This is a genomic window from Streptomyces sp. NPDC048277, assembly GCF_040652235.1.
In the GTDB taxonomy this organism is placed as follows: domain Bacteria; phylum Actinomycetota; class Actinomycetes; order Streptomycetales; family Streptomycetaceae; genus Streptomyces.
Genome location: NZ_JBEZLQ010000031.1, coordinates 1 through 20,960 on the forward strand (window position 1 = coordinate 1; position 20,960 = coordinate 20,960).

Below are 20,960 nucleotides of genomic sequence, written 5' to 3' on the forward strand. Positions count from 1 at the left end.
GGCCCCCGCGATGCCCGCTGGCAGGCCAGCAACCGGAATCACCCGTCCAACACGATCAGTCCAGCCCAGCCGCCCGAAGCGAAACAGCGAGGCTAAGCCGTCACGGATGCACGTCTTAGCAACCCTGAGACGTGCACTGCGTCACGCACAGCAATCGAAATGCCCTGTGTAGTTACTCACAGCAAATTCATGGAACTTCCCCGGGTGCCTCACGGGCGACGCCCATCACCAGCGATGCAAGATGAATGAAAGGTTGCGGGCACATATGCAGTGGACGGCGCTCACCTTGCACAGCGGTTACCGGAAGTGGGACCATTTCCTGGTTCCCTGATGCCCCAAGGTAGGTCACCTGTGTCCCAGCACATAGCCAAGCCCCGAACCACCGCAGTGATCCTGGCCGGTGGCACCGGTCAGCGGGTGGGTCTGTCGATCCCCAAGCAGCTGCTGAAGATCGCCGGCAAGGCAGTCATCGAGCACACCCTGGCCACCTTCGAGAAGGCCGACTCGATCGACGACATCATCGTGCTGATGGCGCCCGGCTATGTCGCCGACGTCGAGAAGATCGTCACCAAGGCCGGGTTCGCCAAGGTCAAGAAGGTCATCGAGGGCGGCACCACGCGGAACGAGACCACCGAGCGCGCCATCCAGGCCCTCGGCGAGGGCCTGGCCGAGGGTGAGGACCTCAACGTCCTCTTCCACGACGCCGTACGCCCCCTGCTGTCGCGGCGCGTCATCGACGACTGCGTGGCCGCCCTGGAGCGCTACCAGGCCGTCGACGTCGCCATCCCGTCCGCCGACACCATCATCGTCACGCGGACCCACGGCGAGGACGGCGAGTTCATCACCGAGATCCCGGACCGCTCCCGGCTGCGCCGCGGCCAGACCCCGCAGGCGTTCAAGCTGTCCACGATCAAGCGGGCCTACCGGGTCGCCGACGGCGACCCCAACTTCCAGGCCACCGACGACTGCTCCGTCGTGCTCAAGTACCTGCCGGACGTGCCGATCCACGTCGTCGCGGGCGACGAGTACAACATGAAGGTCACCCAGCCCGTCGACGTCTTCATCGCCGACAAGCTCTTCCAGCTCGCCTCCACGGCGGCCCCCGAGCAGAACGGCGAGGAGGCCTACCGAGAGCTCCTCACCGGCAAGACCGTGGTGATCTTCGGCGGCTCGTACGGCATCGGCAAGGACATCGCCGAACTCGCCGAGTCCTACGGCGCCAGCGTCTACGCCCTGGGCCGCTCCACCACCGGCACCCATGTGGAGAACCCGGAGGAGGTCGACGACGCGCTCTCCAAGGCGTACGCCGAGACCGGCCGGATCGACTACGTCGTCAACACCGCGGGCGTGCTGCGCATCGGCAAGCTCGCCGAGACCGACAACGCGACCATCGAGGAAGCGCTGAAGGTCAACTACCTGGCCCCGGTGCAGATCGCCCGCTCCAGCTACAAGTACCTCGCCGAGACCCAGGGCCAGCTGCTGCTCTACACCTCCAGCAGCTACACCCGCGGCCGTGCCGAGTACAGCCTCTACTCCTCGACCAAGGCCGCCATGGTGAACCTCACCCAGGCCCTGTCCGACGAGTGGGCCGGCGACGCCATCCGCGTCAACTGCATCAACCCCGAGCGCACCGCCACCCCGATGCGCACCAAGGCGTTCGGCCAGGAGCCGACGGGCTCGCTGCTCTCCTCCGAGGCCGTCGCCCGCACCTCCCTCGACGTGCTGCTGTCCGAACTCACCGGCCATGTCATCGACGTCCGCCAGCAGGACCCGACGGCGGCCGCGGGCCAGGCCTCCGGCTTCGAGCAGGCACTGGCCAGTGTCCTGGACCGACAGGACGGCGTGGCATAATCGGCGTCCATTAGTCATCTGTTATTCAGGCCTCTGTGGTTGCGCGTTCGCTGAGCATTCACAGGGGCCTGAACCCGTAAAAAACCAGATCGACTACCACATCAGATTGTCCGCAAGGTCAAATTCAGGCCTTTTTGTCAGCAAAAGGTTCTCCGTGATATCCACCGCTATTCGCGTCGCCCGGGTGGGCAGCGCGGCCGAGCTGGCCGCGGCGGCACTCATGATGCTGGGCTTCCCGGTGCTCATGATCGCCGCGCTCGTCCCGAGCGTTTACGCCTTCGCGGCCGCGGCCGCCGTCACGTACCTGGCGGACCAGTATCTGCACCACAAGGGCAGCTACCTCATCAGCCGCCTGAGCAAGGTCCGGGCCGGTCTGTCGATCCGCTTCCTGATCCGGCAGCTGCTGCTGATCCTGCTGCTGGCCCGCATGGACCTCTCGAACGGCCTGATCTTCTACGGCGCGATCGCCTGCTTCATCGCCTTCTACGGCCTGCAGGCCCCGCACGGCGCCCTGGTCACCCTCATCCGCAACCGCCGCCGGATGCCGGTCGCCACCCGCAACGTCGACCTGAAGTCCCGCATCCGCATCCCGGACGCCCCGCCGCAGGGCCTGCTGGACCGCTCCGCCGAGAAGATCCTCCACCTCGACCTCGCGGCCGTCGTCGGCCTGTTGATCTCCGCGGTGACGGACAGCGCCGTCGCCGGATTCATCGGCATCGCCTTCAGCCTCGGCTTCGGCTGCCTGTACGTACTGGTGCTGATGCCCTACGTCCGCGGCCGCAAGACCCCGCCGGACGCGGACACCGTGCTCGCCGCCGTCGACGACTGGCTGGGCGAGTACAAGCCCGAGACCGTCCTGTACTTCTCCGGCTCCAAGGACTCCACCTACCAGGTCAACATGTGGCTGGAGACCATGGAACAGCTGGACTCCCGCCCGCTGGTCCTGCTGCGCGAGCGGGTCATCCTGCAGAACCTCGCCCCGACCACGGCCCCCGTCATCTGCGTGCCCGGCGGTGTGCACCTGATGAACATGGACCTCTCCACGGTCCGCGTCGCCCTCTACGCGGCCAACGTCGGCAAGAACATCCACCTGCTGCGCGTCCCCACGATGAAGCACGTCTTCATCGGTCACGGCGACAGCGACAAGCTGGCCAGCGTCAACCCGTTCAGCAAGGCGTACGACGAGGTGTGGACCGCCGGCCGCGCGGGCCGCGACCGCTACGCCATCGCCGACGTCGGCGTCCGCGACGACGACATCGTCGAGGTCGGCCGCCCGCAGCTGGCGCCGATCCAGGGTCGGCAGAGCGTGCACGAGGACCGTGTCCCGACCGTGCTGTACGCGCCCACCTGGGAGGGCTGGGACGGCAACCCCGGCAACACCTCCCTCGTGCTCGCCGGCGAGAACATCGTGAAGAAGCTGGTCAAGGCCGACCCGCCGGTCCGCGTCCTCTACAAGCCGCATCCCTTCACCGGCACCGTCAGCGCCGAGGCGGGCGCCGCCCACCGGCGCGTCACCGCCCTCGTCGAGAAGGCCGCCGCCGCGCGCGCCACGGACTCCCGCTTTACCGTCGACGCGGCCGCCCAGGCGGCGGCGAAGGCCGAGCTGACCCGCATCGAGACCCGGCTGACCGAGCTGACCCGCACCGGCGACGAGAAGCGCGACGAGGCCGAGGCCAGCCGGGACGACGTCGTCGACCTGAGGAAGCACGAGGAGGTCACCCGGCTGCGCGCCGAGTGGAACGAGGCCTACTGGCAGTCCCTCCCGCCGCACCAGCACGCCGTCGTCACCGGCGCCGAACCGCGCCTGTACGACTGCTTCAACATCTCCGACGCGATGGTCTCCGACATCTCCAGCGTCGTCTCCGACTTCATCGCGAGTGGCAAGCCGTACGCCGTCACCGACTCCGCCGGCCTCGGCGTGGAGGAGTTCAAGCGGGCGAACACCGCCGTGCGCGCCGCCGTGATCCTTTCCAACAGCGCCAAGGAACTGGGCGGCCTGCTCGACGCCGTACGCGACCCGTCGGCCGATCCGCTGGCCGCGGAGCGTGACGAACTCAAGCGCTACCTGCTGGGACCGGACGAGCCGACCTCCATCGAACAGTTCAACGGCGCGGTCGCCGCGCTCGCCCGCAAGGCCGAGACCCGCAACCTGGGCCAGGAGACCCGGATCGCGGCCGGTGACGTTGAGGCGGAGGGCGCCACCGCAGGCTGACGCCGACACGAACGCCGAAAAGGGCTCGGTCCCGGGGATTTCTCCCCGGGACCGAGCCCTTTTCGGCGTACCCCGGGCACGCCTTCCTCTTACCCCTGCTTAGCAATCGAGGGCGTTTTTTCTTACCCGTGCTACGCCGTTCACGATGAGCAGCTCTTACCGCCCGCCCGTACTGTCCCGTGTAACCCGCTGTACACCACCTGGCTGTCCGTTCGTCATGTGAGCTGGGCCACTGGAGGCATTCCGTGAGGCAACCGGTTGTGCCGGTCGGCCATCTAACACGTTGCGTTCAGGGCGACACAGGGGGAACGCACCATTGACTAGGGGGAAACGTGACCGTCGTTGCGCAGCCTGATGTGACCGTGATCATCGGGGCGTACGAAGCGATGCCGTACCTCGTCGAGTGCCTGGCCTCCGTCGAGCACCAGACCCTCGACCCGGCACGCATGGAGGTCATCGCGGTCGACGACGGGTCGGCCGACGGCACGGGGGAGTGTCTGGAGGAGTTCGCGGACCGCGCCGCCATACCGGTGACCGTGATCCGCCAGAAGAACTCCGGCGGCCCCAGCGGCCCCCGCAACGTCGGCCTCTCCAAGGCCACCGGCCGCTACGTGTTCTTCCTGGACGCCGACGACCGGCTCGGTCCCGAAGCCCTGGAACGCATGGTCGCCATGGCCGACAAGAACAACACGGACGTCGTCCTCGGCAAGGTCGAGGGGATCAACCGCAAACCCCCGACGTCGATGTGGGGCACGACGCTGGACCGTACCGACGTCTTCTCCTCCAACATCAAGTTCACGCTCAGCGCGCAGAAATTGTTCCGCCGCGCGCTGCTGGAACGGCACGACATGCGCTTCGACGAGTCCCTGTGGACCGGCGAGGACGCGTTGTTCACGATGGAGGCCTATCTGCGGGCCGACGGAGTCTCCGTGATCGCCGACTACCCGTGCTACTACCTGGTCGGCCGCGAGGACGGCAAACACGTCACCAAGAGCGGCAGCTACACCCTCCGTTTCGACTCCGCGCGCGCCCTGATGAACCTGATCGCCGACATGGTTCCGGCGGGACCGCGGCGCGACACGCTCATGGTCCGGCCGTTCCAGGTCACCCTGCTCCCGCAGTTCGGCCCCAAGTTCCTCAAGGACGACGACGCGGTACGACGGCACAAAATGGAGTTGGCCGAGCCGCTGATCGACGCCCACTGGAATCCGGAAGTCGCCCGCCGACTCAGGGTTCACGAACGGCTGCGACTTCACCTGGTCGCCCTGAAACGCCCCGAACTCCTTCCCGACGTCATCGAGTTCGTACGGGAGAAGAAGCAGCCCGACGCGGCCCTGGAGAAGCGCGGCACCCACGTCTACCTCGCCTACCCGCACTTCCGTTCCAAGGCGGCCGGCATCCCCGACTGGATCTACCTCGCCGAACCGCGCGAGGCCCGCGCGGTCGAGGGCTACCGCGAGGACGCGGCCAACACCTTCCTGCGACGCGCCCTGCGCAAGGTACGCAGGCAGCTGCCCGCGCGGGGCGTGAAGGCGGCGGCGGTCTGACGGCGGGTCCGGCCCCACCCGCCGACTCCGATCCCTGTCCCGCCGCCTGTCCGGAGGCTGGACGGGCCCGGCCCGCAGCCGTCCCGTTCGCGTAGATTGCTGCCACGCGCGAGGAAGTGGGGACAGGACGTGGCAAGGGCAAGGCAGGCCGTGAGCGAGGCCCGCAGGATCGTCGTCAAAGTGGGCTCCTCCTCACTGACCACCGCCACCGGCGGCCTGGACGCCGACCGCGTCGACGCGCTCGTCGACGTCCTCGCCAAGAGCCGCAGCGGCGGCGAGAAGGAGATCGTCCTCGTCTCCTCCGGCGCCATCGCCGCGGGCCTCGCCCCGCTCGGCCTGCGCCGCCGCCCCCGGGACCTGGCCCGCCAGCAGGCCGCCGCCAGCGTCGGCCAGGGCCTGCTCGTCGCCCGCTACACCGCCTCCTTCGCCCGCTACGGCATTCGTGTCGGCCAAGTCCTGCTCACCTCCGACGACATGAGCCGCCGCGCCCACCACCGCAACGCCTCCCGGACCCTCGACAAACTCCTCGCGATGGGCGCCTTCCCCGTCGTCAACGAGAACGACACCGTCGCCACCGACGAGATCCGTTTCGGCGACAACGACCGCCTCGCCGCGCTCGTCGCCCACCTTGTCCACGCCGACCTCCTGGTCCTGCTCTCCGACGTCGACGGCGTCTACGACGGCGACCCCAGCAAGCCCGGCACCTCCCGGATAGCGGAAGTGAAGGGCCCGGAGGACCTCGCGGACGTCGAGATCGGCAGCGCCGGAAAGGCCGGCGTCGGCACCGGCGGCATGGTCACCAAGGTCGAGGCCGCCCGGATCGCGGCCGCCGCGGGCATCCCCGTGGTCCTCACCAGCGCCGTGCACGCCGCCGACGCGCTCTCCGGGGGCGACACCGGCACCTACTTCCACCCTGCCGGCAAACGGTCCGCAGACCGCCTCCTGTGGCTTCAGCACGCCTCCACCCCGCAGGGCTCGCTCACCCTCGACGACGGCGCCGTCCGCGCGGTCGTGCAGGGCCGCAAGTCGCTGCTGCCGGCCGGAATCGCCGCCGTCGAGGGTGAGTTCAGTGCCGGCGATCCGGTCGAACTGCGCGACACCGAAGGCCGCGCCGTGGCCCGGGGACTCGTCAGTTTCGACGCCAAGGAGATCCCCCAGCTGATCGGGCGTTCGACCAGGGAGCTGGCGCGCGAGCTGGGCCCGGCGTACGAACGCGAGGTCGTACACAGGGACGACCTGGTGGTTCTGCATCCGTAAAACGGGGCGTAACGTCCGACCCCGGTGGGGGACGTTCCGTAAAACCGCCACACGAACCCTTGCGGCCTGCTCAACTTTGTCTCAGGAACACGTTCCGCACGAGCACAGCTGAAGGAGGCCGTCGTGAGACGAGTGCGCCCTGGGGCTGCGGCGTCCCGCGGTGCTCTGACGAGCGTCGCGGCCGGGGACACCTACGAGGAGCCGAAGGACCTGCCCCGGCTGTGGCACGTCACCCTCAGCGTCTGCGGCGCCGAGGTCCCCCTGCCCGAGCTGCGCCGCGGACTCGAACAACTGGCCCACGACCATCCGTTCCTCCTCACCAGCCGCTACGCCTGCGACCACGCCGAGATCCGCTACTGGGAAGAGGCCCGCGACCTCCACGACGCCGCCGCCGTCGCCCTGCGCCTGTGGGGCGAGCACCGCCAGACCGCCGGACTGCCCGCCTGGGAGATCGTCGGCCTGGAGGTCATCGACCGCGCCACCTACCACCAGCGCATCGCCGAGGGCTACGGCCCGCCGCCCGCCACCCCGGTCGGCATCCACCCCTTCTGACGCCGCCCCGGCGCCGCCCCGGCATCACCTCCGGCGCCAGCCGGTATTCACCCGTTTTGATCCACGTCTCGCGGTGTGGGATGCCGCATGAGCGGCCCGCCGGGGCGCACTACCCTTCCCTCATGACCACGCTCTCGCCGTACGACGCCATGTCCCCGGTCACCCAGGCCGCCTACCGTGCCAAGGCCGCCGCCGCCGACCTCGCGCCGCTGCCGCGCGCCGTGAAGGACGACGCGCTGCTCGCCATCGCGGACGCCCTGGAGGTCCGGACGAGCGAGATCGTCGAGGCCAACGCCAAGGACATCGCCAAGGCCCGCGAGAACGGCACCAGCGAGTCCGTAGTCGACCGCCTCACGCTCACCCCCGAGCGCGTCCGCGCCATCGCCTCCGACGTCCGCGACGTCGCCAAGCTGCCCGACCCGGTCGGCGAGGTCGTCCGCGGCTCCACCCTGCCCAACGGCATCGACCTGCGCCAGGTCCGCGTCCCGCTCGGCGTCGTCGGCATCATCTACGAGGCCCGCCCCAACGTCACCGTCGACGCCGCCGCCCTCTGCCTGAAGTCAGGCAACGCCGTCCTGCTGCGCGGCTCCGCCTCCGCCTTCGAGTCGAACACCGCCCTGGTACGGGTCCTGCGGGACGCCGTCGGCGGCGCCGGACTGCCCGCCGACGCGATCCAGCTGGTGCCCGGCGAGGGCCGCGAGTCCGTCCACGAGCTGATGCGCGCCCGCGGCCTCGTCGACGTCCTCATCCCGCGCGGCGGCGCCTCCCTCATCCAGACCGTCGTCATGGAGTCCAAGGTCCCCGTCATCGAGACCGGCACCGGCAACTGCCACGTCTACGTCGACGCCCACGCCGACATCGACATGGCCATCGACATCCTGATCAACTCCAAGGCGCAGCGGGTCAGCGTCTGCAACGCCGCCGAGACCCTCCTCGTCCACCAGGACATCGCCCCCGAGTTCCTGCCGCGCGCCCTGGACGCCCTCGCCGAGGCCGGCGTCACCGTCCACGCCGACGAACGCGTCCTCGCCTACGCCAAGGACTCCAAGGCGACCGTCGTCGAGGCCGTCCCGGAGGACTGGGAGACCGAGTACCTGTCGTACGACATCGCCGCAGCCGTCGTCGACTCCCTCGACCGGGCCGTCGAGCACATCCGGCTGTGGACCTCCGGGCACACCGAGGCCATCGTCACCACCTCCCAGCAGGCCGCCCGCCGCTTCACCCAGCTGGTCGACTCCACCACCGTCGCCGTGAACGCCTCCACCCGCTTCACCGACGGCGGCCAGTTCGGCTTCGGCGCCGAGATCGGCATCTCCACCCAGAAGCTGCACGCCCGCGGCCCCATGGGCCTGCCGGAGCTGACCAGCACCAAGTACATCGTCACCGGTGACGGCCACATCCGCCGCTGACCCCCGGACGGCCCAACCGCGCACGCCGTACGGCGTACGGGCGCGCGCGGCGGCGTACGAAGGGCCCGGCCGGGCGTGAGAGGCGTCTCACCGGGCCTATGAATTTCCATACCGTCTGCCCAAATTGACCCCCCAGGTCTACTCTGGATCCGTGCCGGAGGACGTGGGGGGCACGCCGTTCCCTGACGGCTGGGAGCCCGACGACGACCATGACCACGGGGTGTCGGACGAAGAGTTCGACTCCGTGGTCTTCGACGAGGCCTTCGTGAAGGCGGCCGTGATCCACGAGCCGACCGCGGTCGAACGCCTCCTTGCCGCCGCCCAGGCCAGAGCCGAGGCCTCCGAGGCCGAGGCCCGCCGCGCGCACGCCAGAGGCGAGCGCTACGACGAAGGCTACGGCCCAGAATTCGGCTCCGGCGGCGACGTCGACGAGCTGGACGACAGCGACGTACTCGAAGACCGGTACGGAGCCTCGGGGACGTACGGCAAACACGTCCGCTGGCACCGGCCCGTCGCCTGGGTGCTCGCCCTCGTCATGGGCATCGGCATGGTCGCGCTCGCCTTCGCGGCGGTCTACCGCAGCGCCTCCTCCGGCGGCAGCCGCGACCAGGTACCGCGACCCTCCTCCACCGGCCTGGAACAGGGCACCGCGGCGGCACCCTCAGTGTCCGCCGACTACTCCCAGCCCGCCAAGTCGGCGGCCTCCGCGGTCCCGCGCACGCCCTGAGCGGCGCTTGCCCGCCCCGGTGGGATTTCTGGTGAGAACCTGTCAGAACTTGTCGTGTAGCAGGGCGTTTACCTGAGGCTCCCGAGACCTACTCTGAAAGTATGGGCGGGCCAGGAGACCCACCCGAGGGGACGCCCGAGGGCGGCCCCATGGGTGGCGAGGACGAGTACCGATCCGTCGTCTTCGACGAGTCGTTCGTCCGCGCTGCCCGCCTCCAGGAGTCCTCCGCGCGCGAACGCATGACCGACCATGCGCCCGCCGTACGCCGCCGGCCGCCCCTGCGCCGGGGCCTCACCCGGCAGGCCCTGGTCCTCGTCCTGCTGATCCTCGTCGCCTTCGGCACCGCCATCTACATGGGCGTCCGCCACCCCTACGGCACCGAGGAGACCCAGCAGCCCGTCGAACCCCTGCGGATGACCGTCATCCCGCTCGCCCCACAGGGCAAGGTGCCCGGCGCCGCCGACGCAGAGACCCTCTTCGCACACAGCCCCGCCGCGCAGTACGCCGTCGGCGCCGAGGGGATACCCCTGCCGGCCGCCCGCAGCACCGCGCACTTCTCCGACAGCCAGGTCGTCACCGCCCTGACCACGGTCAAGGACTACCTCGTCCGCTCCTCGCTCTACCCCGAGGTCCTCGACAGCAGCCAGGTACGGCCCGCGCGCGTGCTGGTCGACCCCGCTCAGCTCGACCAGTTCGACCAGAGCTTCGACCACCCCACGGCGGACGGCCGGCACGCCTCCACCGGATGGCTGGTCCGCTTCGACCCCACCCGTGCCGAACTCGCCGACCCCAGGATCCGCGTCCAGGGCAACCTGCAGGCCAGCGAGACCGACGCGGCCACCCTGGAGGTCACCGCCGACCACACCTTCGTCTACGCACTGCGGCCCACCGGCGCCCCGGCCGGCTCCCAGGCCTCCCTGTTCACCGTCCGCCGCGAGCTGACCTTCCGCTTCGACCGCGACGACCTGCGCCTGCACCAGGCCCAGCTGGTCGTCTCCTACGTCCAGGCGGGCCCCCTGTCCTGCGCCGAGGACTCCGCGAACCACCTGCACCCCCTGCTGGCCGGCGAGACGGCCAAGGCGGGCGGCCCGGCCGGCACCAACCCGTTCGCGACGGACAGCGCCACCGCCCTGTGCGGGACGCTGGCGGCAGCGGCCGAGCCGAAGGTCTGAAGACCGGCCGCGACCGGGCCGAAGGTCTGGAGACCCGGCCCGCTACTCCTCGTCCTGCGGGGGAGCGTCCTGCGGGTCGCCGTCCTGCGGCGGCGCGCCCTTCGACGGCGGCGCGCTCGTGAAGCCCTCGAAGCCCCGCTTCACCCGGCCGCCCAGGCCGCCCGCTCCGCCCGCGATGTCCGTGACCAGCTTCATCAGCGGGTCCTTCGAGCCCTTCACATCGCTCGCGTAGCTCGCCGCCGACTCCTTGAACGAGTCGCTGACCGAGGTGTCCTTGTCCTCGGTGCGCCGCGCATAGTGACCGTCCATGATCCGCTGGTAGTCGCGGGACTCCGCCCACTTCTTCAGCTCGGCCGCGCGGACCGTGGTGAAGGGGTGCGAGCGCGGCAGCACGTTCAGGATCTTCAGCACCGAGTCGCGCAGGTCGCCGCCCGCCTCGTACTCCTCGGCCTGCTGCAGGAACGCGTCCACGTTCATCTCGTGAAGGTGGTTGCCGCCCGCTATCTTCATCAGCCCGCGCATCGAGGCCCGCAGATCCTGGCCCACCAGCAGCCCCGCCCGGTCCGCGGACAGCTCCGACTTGCGGAACCACTCCCGCAGCGCCGTCACGATCGCCAGGATCGCGAGATTGCCCAGCGGGATCCAGGCGACCTTCAGCGCGAGGCTGGTCAGGAACAGCAGGATCGTCCGGTACACCGAGTGCCCGGACAGCGCGTGCCCCACCTCGTGGCCGACGACCGCCCGCATCTCCTCCTCGTCGAGCAGCTCGACGAGCCCGGTGGTGACGACGATGATCGGCTCGTCCAGGCCGATGCACATCGCGTTCGGCTGCGGATCCTGCGTGACGTACATCGGCGGGACCTTCTCCAGGTCCAGGATGTAGCAGGCGTCCCGCAACATGTCGTTCAGGTGGGAGAACTGCTGGTCCGAGACCCGTACCGAGTCGGACAGGAACAGCAGCCTCAGGCTCCGCTCCGGAAGCAGCCCGCTGAGCGCCTTGAAGACCGTGTCGAAGCCGCTCAGCTTGCGCAGCGCCACCAGGGCCGAACGGTCCGCCGGATGCTCGTACGCACGCGAGGAGATCCCCTGGAACCGCCTGCGCTGCCTGCTCGGCACGCGCTCGTGCCCGTTGTGCTCGTGGCCGTCGTCGGACATGTCATCCCCCATGTGCGTGAGTGTCTGCCGTGCCCCCGGGGCAGGGCCCAGCCTAGGCGGCGATACCGTGGACGGGCAGTACAGCCGAAGGAGTCCCCATGGAGCACCACCCCCCGGCCGCCTGGCTGACCCAGGCCGCGAGCGCCGCCCAGCAACAGGGCTCGGGCGACCTGCTGCGGGTCGTCCTGATCGTCATGTTCGTGGGTTGCGGGCTGACCGCCTGGTTCCTGCTGCGCGGGTACAAACAGAAGGACGACTGAGCCGCCGGGATCGTTCCCCGCCCGGTGCGACGCGGGAGTCGGCCCAACGGAGGAGTCGGCGTGATCGCCGCCGGGCCGCCCGCATACGATGGGCCGACGTCTTTATCCCGCCCACACGCGATAGGTCCTGCCGCAGATGATGAATCTCCACAGCACCGCTGCCCAGTTGGTCACCCTCGCCGCCGAGGGCGAGGAGCACGGTGGCAACCACAACAGCCTCAACCCGCTCGTCACCGGGGGCAGCGCGTTCATCATCCTGCTGCTCCTGCTGTGGATCACCACCCGTTTCAACCGCGACCGCTGAGCCGGCCGTCGAGCCCGGCACCCGTCCTCCGGGCGGAGCCCACGGGCCGGGCCGGTAGGGTCTGCACGCATGGGAGAGCAGGACATGCCTACCGGTCCGGCGAATGACGAGGTCGACCGCGCCGACGACCCGGTGACGACCCCGCGGTACACGTCGGCGGGCCCCGCGCACACCGGCAAACGCCGCCTCGGAGTCATGGGCGGAACGTTCGACCCGATCCACCACGGGCACCTCGTGGCGGCCAGCGAGGTCGCCGCCCAGTTCCACCTCGACGAGGTGGTGTTCGTGCCCACCGGGCAGCCGTGGCAGAAGACCCACCGCGCGGTCTCACCGGCGGAGGACCGCTATCTGATGACGGTCATCGCGACCGCCGAGAACCCGCAGTTCTCGGTCAGCCGTATCGACATCGACCGCGGCGGCCCCACCTACACCGTCGACACCCTGCGCGACCTGCGCGCCCTCAACCCCGACACCGACCTTTTCTTCATCACCGGCGCCGACGCCCTCGGCCAGATCCTCACCTGGCGGGACTCGGAGGAACTCTTCTCCCTGGCCCACTTCATCGGCTGCACCCGGCCCGGACACCACCTGACCGACCACGGCCTCCCGGAGGGCGGTGTCTCGCTGGTGGAGGTTCCCGCACTCGCCATCTCCTCCACAGACTGCCGTGCGAGAGTCGCCAAGGGCGACCCCATCTGGTACATGGTGCCGGACGGAGTCGTGCGCTACATCGACAAGCGCGAGCTGTACCGCGGCGAGTGAGCCGAGAGGGGCACCGGTGAACGACCGATACGACGCGGGCTACGGAAGCGACCAGTACGAACTCGTCGGCTACGACGAGTACGGGCAGCCGGTGTACCGCCAGATCCCGGCGCAACAACAGCAGCAGCAGACGTACGACCCGTACGCCGGGCAGGGGTACGGCTACGACCCGTACGCGGGCGGCGGGCAGCAGGCCGCTCCGTCGTACGACACCGGTCAGCAGGCCGCCCCGTCCTACGACACCGGGCAGCAGGCGCCCGTCCACGACACCGGCCGGCAGCCGGCCACGCCCGCCCACGACCCGTACGCCACGGGTGGCCAGCGCGCCTACGACCCCTACGGGCAGGCGGCCGCCGGCGGCCGGCAGGCCCGCGTCGCGGAGCAGACCGCGCACATCCCGCAGCAGCCCGGACCGGTCGGCGAAGCCACCGGGCCCCGGCAGCCCGGGGGCGAACCGGACCATCACACCGAGCAGTTCGCGTTCGTCGAGGAGCCGGACGGTGACTCCGAGGACGTCATCGACTGGCTGAACTTCACCGAGAACCGCACCGAGCGCCGCGAGGAGGCCAAGCGCCGCGCCCGCAGCCGCATGGTCGCCCTGGTCGTCGTCCTCGCCCTGGTCGCCGTCGGCGGCGTCGGCTACCTCTGGTACGCCGGAAAGCTCCCCGGCGTGTCCTCCTCCGGCGCCAAGGGCGGTACGACGACGTCCGCGGCCGCCCAGAAACGCGACGTGATCGTCGTCCACCTGCACAACACCAGCGGCGGCGGCACCTCGACCGCCCTGCTCGTCGACAACACCACCACCAAGCAGGGCAGCACCGTCCTGCTGCCCAACTCCCTCGCCCTGACCGACGACGACGGCACCACCACGACCCTCGCCAAGTCCGTCGACGGCGACGGCTCCTCCGGGACCCGCGACCAGCTCGACACCGTCCTCGGCACCAACATCGAGGGCACCTGGCGTCTGGACACCCCCTACCTGCAGAACCTCGTCGAACTCGTCGGCAACATCGACATCGACACCAACGCCGACGTCCCCGACCCGGACACCAAGAAGAAGGGCGCGGAACCCCTCGTCAACAAGGGCAAGGACCAGACCCTCGGCGGCAAGGCCGCGGTCGCCTACGCCACCTACCGCGCCTCCGGCGAGGCCCAGAACGCCCAACTGGAGCGGTTCGGGCAGGTCATGCAGGGCGTACTGCGCAAGATGTCCTCCGACGCGTCGGCCGCCACGACCACCGTGCAGACCCTCGCGCAGATCCTCGACCCCTCGCTGACCGACAAAGACCTCGGCACCTTCCTCGCCAAGCTCGCCGACCTCGCCAAGGGCGGCGACTACAAGACCGCCCTGCTGCCCGTGCAGAGCGACGGCACCCTCAGTGCCGACACCAGCTCCAGCGTCGTCAAGGACATCCTCGGCGGCACCGCCAAGAGCCCCAGCGCGGGCTCCGCGGTCCGGGTCTCCGTCCAGAACGCCACCGGCGTCAAGGACGACACCGAGAAGGCCCGCGTGGTCCTCGTCAACGGCGGCTACACCTTCCTGGAAGGCGGTACGGCCTCCGGCACCCAGGCGACCTCCAAGGTGCTGTACTCCGACGCCTCCGACAAGGAGAACGCCACCGAGGTCGCCAAGACCCTCGGCCTCGGCACCGGCGCCGTGCAGAAGGGCACGGTCGGCTCGGGCGCCGACGTCTCGGTCGTCCTCGGCCAGGACTACAAGCCGTCCTCCTCCTGAGCGCCCTCCGCCGCACCCCACGTGACGCGGTAATCACGTGGGGTGCGCTCGGCGGTCCGTGAGACCCTTGGTGTCAAACGACCGCCGACGGAAAGCCATGTAGTGACCGCCACCGACCGTTCCATCGAGCTCATCACCGCCGCCGCCCAGGCGGCCGCCGACAAGCTCGCCCACGACGTCATCGCCTACGACGTCAGCGACGTCCTGTCGATCACGGACGCCTTCCTGCTGGCCTCCGCGCCCAACGACCGCCAGGTCAAGTCGATCGTCGACGAGATCGAGGAACGCCTGCAGAAGGAACTCGGCGCCAAGCCGGTGCGCCGCGAGGGCGACCGCGAATCCCGCTGGATCCTGCTCGACTACGTCGACATCGTCGTCCACGTCCAGCACAGCGAGGAGCGCGTCTTCTACGCCCTGGAACGGCTGTGGAAGGACTGCCCCGAGATCGAGCTGCCCGCCGACGCCAAGGCCACCCGCGGCAAGGCCGCGGAGCACGCCCGGCTGAAGGCTTCCGAGGACGCCGCCGAGCCGGGCGGAGAGTGGTGATGAGCGCCACAGGAGAGGTCACCGACCGCAAGGGCCGAGGACGCCGCATCATCCTCTGGCGGCACGGCCAGACCCTGTGGAACGTGGAGCGTCGCTTCCAGGGCTCCACCGACGTCGAGCTCACCGAGACCGGCATCGGCCAGGCCCGCCGCGCGGCCCGGCTGCTCGCCTCACTGGGTCCGGACGCGATCGTCTCCTCCGACCTCAAGCGGGCCGCCGACACGGCCGCCGAGCTGTCCGCCCTCACCGGCCTCGACGTGATCCGTGACGAGGCGCTGCGCGAGACCTACGCGGGCGTGTGGCAGGGCCTCACCCACGAGGAGATCATCGCCCGCCACGGCGACGAGTACGCCGCCTGGAAGCGCGGTGAGCCGGTCCGCCGGGGCGGCGGCGAACTGGAGACCGAGGTCGCCGACCGGGCCGCCCCCGTCGTGCTCGGGCACGCCGGGAAACTGCCCGAGGACGGCACCCTCGTGGTCGTCAGCCACGGCGGTACCATCCGCACCACCATCGGCCGCCTCCTCGGCCTGGACTCCCAGCACTGGGAGAGCCTCGGCGGACTCACCAACTGCTGCTGGTCCGTGCTCGGCGAAGGCGCCCGCGGCTGGCGGCTCCTCGAGCACAACGCGGGCACCCTTCCGGAGCCCGTCCTCGGCGACGACGACTGAGGATCCTCCGGCCGCCCGTCCGGGGTTCCTCCGGCCGCCCGGACCATCCCGGACCCCGGATTTCACTTTCCGGCAGGTCGCAGGCTAAAGTTCTTCTTGTTCGGCCCGCGAAGCGGAAAGACGGGAAGAACACAAGGGGCTATAGCTCAGTTGGTAGAGCGCCTGCATGGCATGCAGGAGGTCAGGAGTTCAATTCTCCTTAGCTCCACAGATCGACACTCCACACACTGTCGAGTTGTCAAAGATCGGTGATGGGAATCCCGTCCTCTTCAGAGGGCGGGATTTTCCGTGTTCCAGTCCCGGATGATCGCCGCGACCTCCTCGCCGGTCACCGGCCACAGCCGCTGCCTGCGCTCCCGCAGCAACGCGACCTTCTCCCGCGTCCGTTCGTCCTCCGGCGTGTAGACCACGATCCGGGACTCCGGCATCCCGTCGATCGACAGCGACTGCGACGTCATCCGCAACTCGCCCACCGACTCATGACGGAACGTCTTCACCCGCGGCCCCGGCTGCGCCACCGCACCGCTCGCCCACAGCCGGGCGAAGAACGGACTGGCCTCCGAAAGCGCGCGTATGAAGTCCTCCCAGGCCGGCTCGCCGACATGTCTGCCGTAGGAGGACCGCAGCGTCGCCACCATCTTCGGCAGTTCACGTTCCCGGTACACCACCGGGCAGGCCTCCTCCGACACCGTGAACAGCGTCCACAGCACGTTCGGCACGCCGATCCGCACCGTCTCCGGCACCAGGAACAGGTCCCGGTAGGCGGTGTTGGTGGCCAGCACGTCGTAGCGCGACGTGTAGACGACCGCGAGCAGGGGGTCCAGGGCGTCGATGATGCCCTGCACCTCCGCGCCGACCGACCGGGACAACCCCTCGGGCGCCGGCGCGAAGGGAACCTCCGCCAGCCGGTACAGATGCTCCCGCTCCGGCGGGTCCAGCATCAGCGTGCGCGCCACCGCGTCCAGCACCTGCGGCGACGCGTTGATCGGCCGGCCCTGCTCCAGCCATGTGTACCAGGTCACACCCACCCCCGAGAGCTGGGCGACCTCCTCCCGGCGCAGCCCCGGAGTGCGCCGCCGCAACCCCGGCGGCATACCTACGTCGGCCGGCTTCACCCGGGCCCGCCTGGTGCGCAGGAACGCGGCCAGCTCCGGCCTGCGGCGGTGTGCTGTCGTCCCCATCCTCACGTCCCCCGTCGTCACGTCCTCCATCGTGGTCGCAGCACCCGCCCCCTGCCAGGTGCTGCCAGGTGCTGCCAGTACCAGCATCGGCGGGCTCTCGGCACCCGTACCGGCCCGTCGCCACGCTCGGACACATGACGACGACATCCCGGCCGGGACCCGGCCCGGCACCCGCTCCGAGCCCTGCGAAAAGTGAAGCACCCGGCACTGACAACCGGCCCCGGCTGCTCCTCGCGGTCGTCCTCGCGGCCCTCTTCATGGCGGTGCTCGACGTCTTCATCGTGAACGTCGCGGCGCCCACCATCGGTTCCGAACTCCACGCCACCGGCGCCGACTTGCAACTGGTCGTCGCCGGCTACGCCATCACCTACTCCGTGCTGCTGATCACCGGCGCCCGCCTGGGCGACCGGCTCGGCCACGGCCGCGTCCACCTCGCGGGACTCGCCCTGTTCACGACGGCCTCACTGGCCTGCGGCCTGGCCCACGGTGTCACCGAGCTGATCGTGTTCCGGCTGGTGCAGGGCGCCGGTTCCGCGGTGATGATCCCGCAGGTCCTCAGCATCATCCAGCGCACCTTCACCGGCGAGGCCCGCATCCGGGCGCTCGGCGCCTACTCGGCGGTCCTCGCGGTCGGCGCCGCCGCCGGCCAGGTCGTCGGCGGCGTCCTGGTCAGCGCCGACCTCTTCGGCACCGGCTGGCGGCCGGTGTTCCTCGTCAACGTGCCGGTCGGCGCCGTACTCCTCCTCCTCGGCAGGCGCGTCCTGCCGTCCGGCGCCGGATCCGGGCCGGAGCGGGCGCGGGGCATGGACCTGCCCGGGCTGGTCCTGCTGGCGGCAGCCGTGTCGCTGCTGACGGTCCCCCTGGTGCTCGGCCAGGAGGAGGACTGGCCGCTGTGGTCCTGGCTGTCCCTGGCCGCCGCGGTGCTCCTGTTCGCGCTGTTCTGCGGTTACGAGTCCCGGCTGGCCCGGCGCGGCGGCGCCCCGATCGTCGCACCCCGGGTGCTGCGCCACCCCGGCATGGGGGTGGCCGTCTTCCGCGTCCTCGCCGTCATGGCCGTCAACGCCGGATTCCTCTTCACGATCACCCTGCACGTCCAGAGCGGCCTCGGCTACAGCGCGCTGCGCGCCGGCCTCACTTTCGCGCCGACCGCCGTCGTCTTCGGCGCGGTCGCCCTGACCTGGCGCCGCTGGCCCGCCTCCTGGCAGCGGACGCTGGTCCCGGTCGGCTTCGCACTGACCGCGCTGGGCGTGGCCGGCGTCGGGCTGGCCTTCCACGGGGGCGGCGACGGGGGCGCGTGGCTCTATGTGGCGTACGCCGGCGTGGGCGTGGGGCTCGCGCTCGCCTTCAGCCCGACGCTCACCGGCGCGCTCGCAACCGTGCGCCCCGAGGACGCGGCGGACGCCAGCGGCCTCCTGGCGACCGTCACCCAACTCGGCCAGCTCATCGGCGTCGCCGCATTCGGCACACTGTTCTTGAACCGCCTTGAGTCACTTGGGGTCCCACGGGCGTATACCTCTGCGGAGGCGCTGTCAGCCTGCGCATGGGCGCTCGCCGCGACGGCGGCCGCGGGTGCCGTGTCCGGACTGGTACTGAGGCGTCGCTGACCGTATTGGTCCGGCCGTGGCAGAATCAAACGGCCGGAAGGGGGCGCGGCCCGACGGGAGGAGTAGCGATGCCTGCGAGCATCCTTGGGGAGGGCGGCCACCTCCTCGGTGCGGCGTTGATACGGGACACGATCACCCGGCTGCTCTGCCCTTCCTGCGGTTCCGCGCATGTGGCCCAAGTACTGGGCGACAACGGCGGGATCTCCTACGTGTGCACGGCCTGCGGCCACAGCTGGAGCTGATCGATGGGTGCACACAGGCGGAAGTGCGACTGGTGCGGGAGCGGTACCCCGATCGTCCGCGACATGGAGCCGATCAACCCCGACTACCAGTACTGGTGCGAGGAATGCGCGCGGGCGCTGATCATAAAAGGCGACCCGATCGAGACCTACCGTGAGCTGGAGGGCGAGCCGATCTACGGCCGTCTCCTCGAGGAGCACTGCACGCTCAAGAGGTTCTATTCGTTCGTCACGGCCTGAGCGGGGCCCGGCTTCGGCAACGATGTCCGGGCGAGCGCCAGGAACAGCACACCGGTGACCGGGTAGAGCGCCGACAGCGACAAGCCGACGGCGTTCTGGTGCAGTTCGGGCCGCCCGTGCCCGTGTGGCACCCACCACAGCGCGTACGAGCAGAAGACCGTCAGCGTGCCCACGGCGGCCGCCCGGTGCCCGCGCGTCCACAGCAGCAGCACCACCGGCACGCACCACACCCAGTGGTGCGACCAGGACACCGGGCTGATCAGCAACGCGGTCACCGCGCACACGGCCACCGCCCAGGCCCGCCGGCCGCGCAGCTCCGCCGCGACCGCCACCGCGAGCCCCACAACGGCCGTCAGAGCCGCCGCGGCGGCCCAGAGGGCTCCCGGCTCGGGAGTGTGCAGCAACCGCGCCAGAACGCCGCGCAGGGCCTGATTCGCGGTCTCCTCGGCCCGCCCCACCCGGCTCGTCCGGAACACCATCCCGGTCCAGAACCGCCATGAGTCGTACGGCAGGACGGCCGCCGCCAGCAGGGTCGCCCCCGCGAAGGCCGCCGCCGCCCCGCGCGCGTGCCGCAGCCACGGGCCCCCGTCCCGGCCCCCGACCCGCGCCACCAGGCCCGTGGCGAGCAGGAACACCACGAACAGGGCCGGCGTCAGCTTGACCGCGGCCGCGAGCCCGACGCCCACCCCCGCCCAGCGGCCCGGGCGTTCGGCGGGACGGCGTGACAGATCCCACAGGACCAGCACGGCCAGCAGCAGATTGACCTGCCCGTAGCGCACGGTCGTCCACACCGGCTCGCACCACACCGCCGCGGCGGCGACCCACAGCACGCCCTCCACGCGCGCGTGCCCCACAAGACGCATCGACAGCCCGACGAACACCACCAGAAGGACGAGATTCCCGGCCGTCGCCAGCGTGCGCATGCCCGTGACGTCCAGCAGCGTCAGCGGAGTGAACAACAGGGCCGCGAACGGCGGGTAGGTGGACGGCAGATGAGCCGCCGTCGTACGCAGTGCGTAGAGGTCGCCGCCCGCGCGGACGGTCGTCCCCTCCGCCCGGTAGACCATCAGGTCGATCATCGACACGTGCGCGGCCCGCTGCGCCAACCAGAACGCCGTGAACGACAAGAGGCACGCCCCCAGGGCCACCGACACCCGGCGCCGGGTCTCCGAGAACGCGATCACGGTCACGAAGTCCGACACTAGCGCCCGTATCCACGCAGAACGGAAACGATTTGGTGGTGCACCCTGCCGACCGTGTAATGTTGGCGTCGCCGCCGGGGAAACCGGGCGGACCAAAACAAGGGGCTATAGCTCAGTTGGTAGAGCGCCTGCATGGCATGCAGGAGGTCAGGAGTTCAATTCTCCTTAGCTCCACAGAAATCGAAGGCGGATCGTCCGGTTGGACGGTCCGCCTTCGGCGTTGTTCGGGAACATCGGAAACGGTTGTTCAACAACACCGGAATACATGTGCCACGTGGTGAGGGGGGCCACCCGGTCGGGTGGCCCCCCTCACCACGTCGTGCCTGCCGTGGTCCTG

The 20,960-nt window shown here is 70.1% G+C and carries 20 protein-coding genes and 2 tRNA genes; 19 read left to right on the forward strand and 3 right to left on the reverse strand.

All coding sequences use genetic code 11. The features are described from left to right. Positions 1 to 351: 351 nt before the first annotated feature. The 8 genes from AB0D85_RS43490 to AB0D85_RS43525 all read left to right on the forward strand — a co-directional run bounded on the left by AB0D85_RS43490 (position 352) and on the right by AB0D85_RS43525 (position 10,727). Positions 352 to 1,851, forward strand: coding sequence for a bifunctional cytidylyltransferase/SDR family oxidoreductase (locus AB0D85_RS43490; RefSeq protein ID WP_362333873.1), 1,500 nt, complete (start codon positions 352 to 354; stop codon positions 1,849 to 1,851). A 154-nt stretch (positions 1,852 to 2,005) separates the two neighbouring features. Then, entirely contained in the window at positions 2,006 to 4,063 is a 2,058-nt protein-coding gene (locus AB0D85_RS43495) for a hypothetical protein (protein WP_362333876.1), read from the forward strand. 386 nt (positions 4,064 to 4,449) lie between these two features. After that, on the forward strand, positions 4,450 to 5,610 hold the full coding sequence (locus AB0D85_RS43500; RefSeq protein ID WP_362334175.1) for a glycosyltransferase family 2 protein: 1,161 nt from the start codon (positions 4,450 to 4,452) through the stop codon (positions 5,608 to 5,610). A gap of 150 nt (positions 5,611 to 5,760) precedes the next feature. Continuing rightward, positions 5,761 to 6,867: a glutamate 5-kinase gene (gene proB / locus AB0D85_RS43505; RefSeq protein ID WP_362334178.1), complete on the forward strand. Its 1,107-nt coding sequence runs from the start codon at positions 5,761 to 5,763 to the stop codon at positions 6,865 to 6,867. A 123-nt stretch (positions 6,868 to 6,990) separates the two neighbouring features. Continuing rightward, a complete protein-coding gene (locus AB0D85_RS43510; protein WP_046733220.1) occupies positions 6,991 to 7,419 on the forward strand; it encodes a hypothetical protein in 429 nt (142 codons plus the stop codon). Positions 7,420 to 7,541: 122 nt separating this feature from the next. Further along, positions 7,542 to 8,828 carry a glutamate-5-semialdehyde dehydrogenase gene (locus tag AB0D85_RS43515; RefSeq protein ID WP_362333880.1) on the forward strand — a complete coding sequence of 429 codons (1,287 nt, stop codon included), beginning with the start codon at positions 7,542 to 7,544 and terminating at the stop codon, positions 8,826 to 8,828. Positions 8,829 to 8,979: 151 nt separating this feature from the next. Next, complete coding sequence (locus tag AB0D85_RS43520; RefSeq protein ID WP_362333883.1) at positions 8,980 to 9,555, forward strand: hypothetical protein; 576 nt, start codon at positions 8,980 to 8,982, stop codon at positions 9,553 to 9,555. Positions 9,556 to 9,656: 101 nt separating this feature from the next. Next, positions 9,657 to 10,727 carry a hypothetical protein gene (locus tag AB0D85_RS43525; RefSeq protein ID WP_362333886.1) on the forward strand — a complete coding sequence of 357 codons (1,071 nt, stop codon included), beginning with the start codon at positions 9,657 to 9,659 and terminating at the stop codon, positions 10,725 to 10,727. A 42-nt stretch (positions 10,728 to 10,769) separates the two neighbouring features. On the opposite strand, the gene AB0D85_RS43530 is transcribed toward AB0D85_RS43525, so the two are convergent. After that, positions 10,770 to 11,882 (reverse strand): M48 family metallopeptidase, encoded by a 1,113-nt coding sequence (locus AB0D85_RS43530; RefSeq protein WP_362334181.1) that lies wholly within the window; start codon positions 11,880 to 11,882, stop codon positions 10,770 to 10,772. Positions 11,883 to 11,980: 98 nt separating this feature from the next. On the opposite strand from AB0D85_RS43530, the gene AB0D85_RS43535 reads away from it, so the two are divergent. The 7 genes from AB0D85_RS43535 to AB0D85_RS43565 all read left to right on the forward strand — a co-directional run bounded on the left by AB0D85_RS43535 (position 11,981) and on the right by AB0D85_RS43565 (position 16,365). After that, positions 11,981 to 12,142, forward strand: coding sequence for a hypothetical protein (locus AB0D85_RS43535; RefSeq protein WP_362333889.1), 162 nt, complete (start codon positions 11,981 to 11,983; stop codon positions 12,140 to 12,142). A 136-nt stretch (positions 12,143 to 12,278) separates the two neighbouring features. Continuing rightward, positions 12,279 to 12,446, forward strand: coding sequence for a hypothetical protein (locus tag AB0D85_RS43540; protein ID WP_355727877.1), 168 nt, complete (start codon positions 12,279 to 12,281; stop codon positions 12,444 to 12,446). Positions 12,447 to 12,515: 69 nt separating this feature from the next. Further along, the gene (gene nadD, locus AB0D85_RS43545; RefSeq protein ID WP_362333892.1) at positions 12,516 to 13,208 is read left to right on the forward strand and encodes a nicotinate-nucleotide adenylyltransferase; all 693 of its coding nucleotides are present in this window, start codon (positions 12,516 to 12,518) and stop codon (positions 13,206 to 13,208) included. A 16-nt stretch (positions 13,209 to 13,224) separates the two neighbouring features. Then, positions 13,225 to 14,943, forward strand: coding sequence for a LytR C-terminal domain-containing protein (locus tag AB0D85_RS43550; protein ID WP_362333895.1), 1,719 nt, complete (start codon positions 13,225 to 13,227; stop codon positions 14,941 to 14,943). A 102-nt stretch (positions 14,944 to 15,045) separates the two neighbouring features. Further along, positions 15,046 to 15,489 carry a ribosome silencing factor gene (gene rsfS / locus AB0D85_RS43555; protein WP_362333898.1) on the forward strand — a complete coding sequence of 148 codons (444 nt, stop codon included), beginning with the start codon at positions 15,046 to 15,048 and terminating at the stop codon, positions 15,487 to 15,489. Then, positions 15,489 to 16,157 (forward strand): histidine phosphatase family protein, encoded by a 669-nt coding sequence (locus AB0D85_RS43560; protein ID WP_362333901.1) that lies wholly within the window; start codon positions 15,489 to 15,491, stop codon positions 16,155 to 16,157. Before rsfS ends, AB0D85_RS43560 begins: the two co-directional genes overlap by 1 nt. 135 nt (positions 16,158 to 16,292) lie before the next feature. After that, positions 16,293 to 16,365, forward strand: a tRNA-Ala gene (locus tag AB0D85_RS43565). A 61-nt stretch (positions 16,366 to 16,426) separates the two neighbouring features. On the opposite strand, the gene AB0D85_RS43570 is transcribed toward AB0D85_RS43565, so the two are convergent. Beyond that, complete coding sequence (locus AB0D85_RS43570) at positions 16,427 to 17,338, reverse strand: helix-turn-helix transcriptional regulator (protein ID WP_362333905.1); 912 nt, start codon at positions 17,336 to 17,338, stop codon at positions 16,427 to 16,429. Between the two features lie 134 nt (positions 17,339 to 17,472). On the opposite strand from AB0D85_RS43570, the gene AB0D85_RS43575 reads away from it, so the two are divergent. From AB0D85_RS43575 to AB0D85_RS43585, 3 genes are all read left to right on the forward strand, one after another. After that, a complete protein-coding gene (locus tag AB0D85_RS43575; protein ID WP_362333908.1) occupies positions 17,473 to 18,942 on the forward strand; it encodes an MFS transporter in 1,470 nt (489 codons plus the stop codon). Between the two features lie 68 nt (positions 18,943 to 19,010). After that, a complete protein-coding gene (locus AB0D85_RS43580; protein ID WP_351954997.1) occupies positions 19,011 to 19,184 on the forward strand; it encodes a hypothetical protein in 174 nt (57 codons plus the stop codon). Positions 19,185 to 19,187: 3 nt separating this feature from the next. Further along, complete coding sequence (locus tag AB0D85_RS43585; protein WP_006136074.1) at positions 19,188 to 19,421, forward strand: hypothetical protein; 234 nt, start codon at positions 19,188 to 19,190, stop codon at positions 19,419 to 19,421. Here AB0D85_RS43585 and AB0D85_RS43590 read toward each other — a convergent pair. Then, a complete protein-coding gene (locus AB0D85_RS43590) occupies positions 19,400 to 20,611 on the reverse strand; it encodes a glycosyltransferase 87 family protein (RefSeq protein ID WP_362333912.1) in 1,212 nt (403 codons plus the stop codon). The two genes, AB0D85_RS43585 and AB0D85_RS43590, sit on opposite strands and share 22 nt — an antisense overlap. Before the next feature lie 113 nt (positions 20,612 to 20,724). On the opposite strand from AB0D85_RS43590, the gene AB0D85_RS43595 reads away from it, so the two are divergent. Continuing rightward, positions 20,725 to 20,797, forward strand: a tRNA-Ala gene (locus AB0D85_RS43595). Positions 20,798 to 20,960: the final 163 nt, after the last annotated feature.

What these genes read in the sequence shown, in the direction of transcription:
- AB0D85_RS43585 (WP_006136074.1), top strand. Translation starts at nt 19,188, where the DNA reads ATGGGTGCACACAGGCGGAAGTGCGACTGGTGCGGGAGCGGTACCCCG.
- AB0D85_RS43575 (WP_362333908.1), top strand. Translation starts at nt 17,473, where the DNA reads ATGACGACGACATCCCGGCCGGGACCCGGCCCGGCACCCGCTCCGAGC.
- AB0D85_RS43580 (WP_351954997.1), top strand. Translation starts at nt 19,011, where the DNA reads ATGCCTGCGAGCATCCTTGGGGAGGGCGGCCACCTCCTCGGTGCGGCG.
- AB0D85_RS43570 (WP_362333905.1), bottom strand. Translation starts at nt 17,338, where the DNA reads ATGGGGACGACAGCACACCGCCGCAGGCCGGAGCTGGCCGCGTTCCTG.
- AB0D85_RS43540 (WP_355727877.1), top strand. Translation starts at nt 12,279, where the DNA reads ATGATGAATCTCCACAGCACCGCTGCCCAGTTGGTCACCCTCGCCGCC.
- AB0D85_RS43530 (WP_362334181.1), bottom strand. Translation starts at nt 11,882, where the DNA reads ATGTCCGACGACGGCCACGAGCACAACGGGCACGAGCGCGTGCCGAGC.
- AB0D85_RS43515 (WP_362333880.1), top strand. Translation starts at nt 7,542, where the DNA reads ATGACCACGCTCTCGCCGTACGACGCCATGTCCCCGGTCACCCAGGCC.
- AB0D85_RS43560 (WP_362333901.1), top strand. Translation starts at nt 15,489, where the DNA reads ATGAGCGCCACAGGAGAGGTCACCGACCGCAAGGGCCGAGGACGCCGC.
- AB0D85_RS43525 (WP_362333886.1), top strand. Translation starts at nt 9,657, where the DNA reads ATGGGCGGGCCAGGAGACCCACCCGAGGGGACGCCCGAGGGCGGCCCC.
- AB0D85_RS43500 (WP_362334175.1), top strand. Translation starts at nt 4,450, where the DNA reads ATGCCGTACCTCGTCGAGTGCCTGGCCTCCGTCGAGCACCAGACCCTC.
- nadD (WP_362333892.1), top strand. Translation starts at nt 12,516, where the DNA reads ATGGGAGAGCAGGACATGCCTACCGGTCCGGCGAATGACGAGGTCGAC.
- AB0D85_RS43535 (WP_362333889.1), top strand. Translation starts at nt 11,981, where the DNA reads ATGGAGCACCACCCCCCGGCCGCCTGGCTGACCCAGGCCGCGAGCGCC.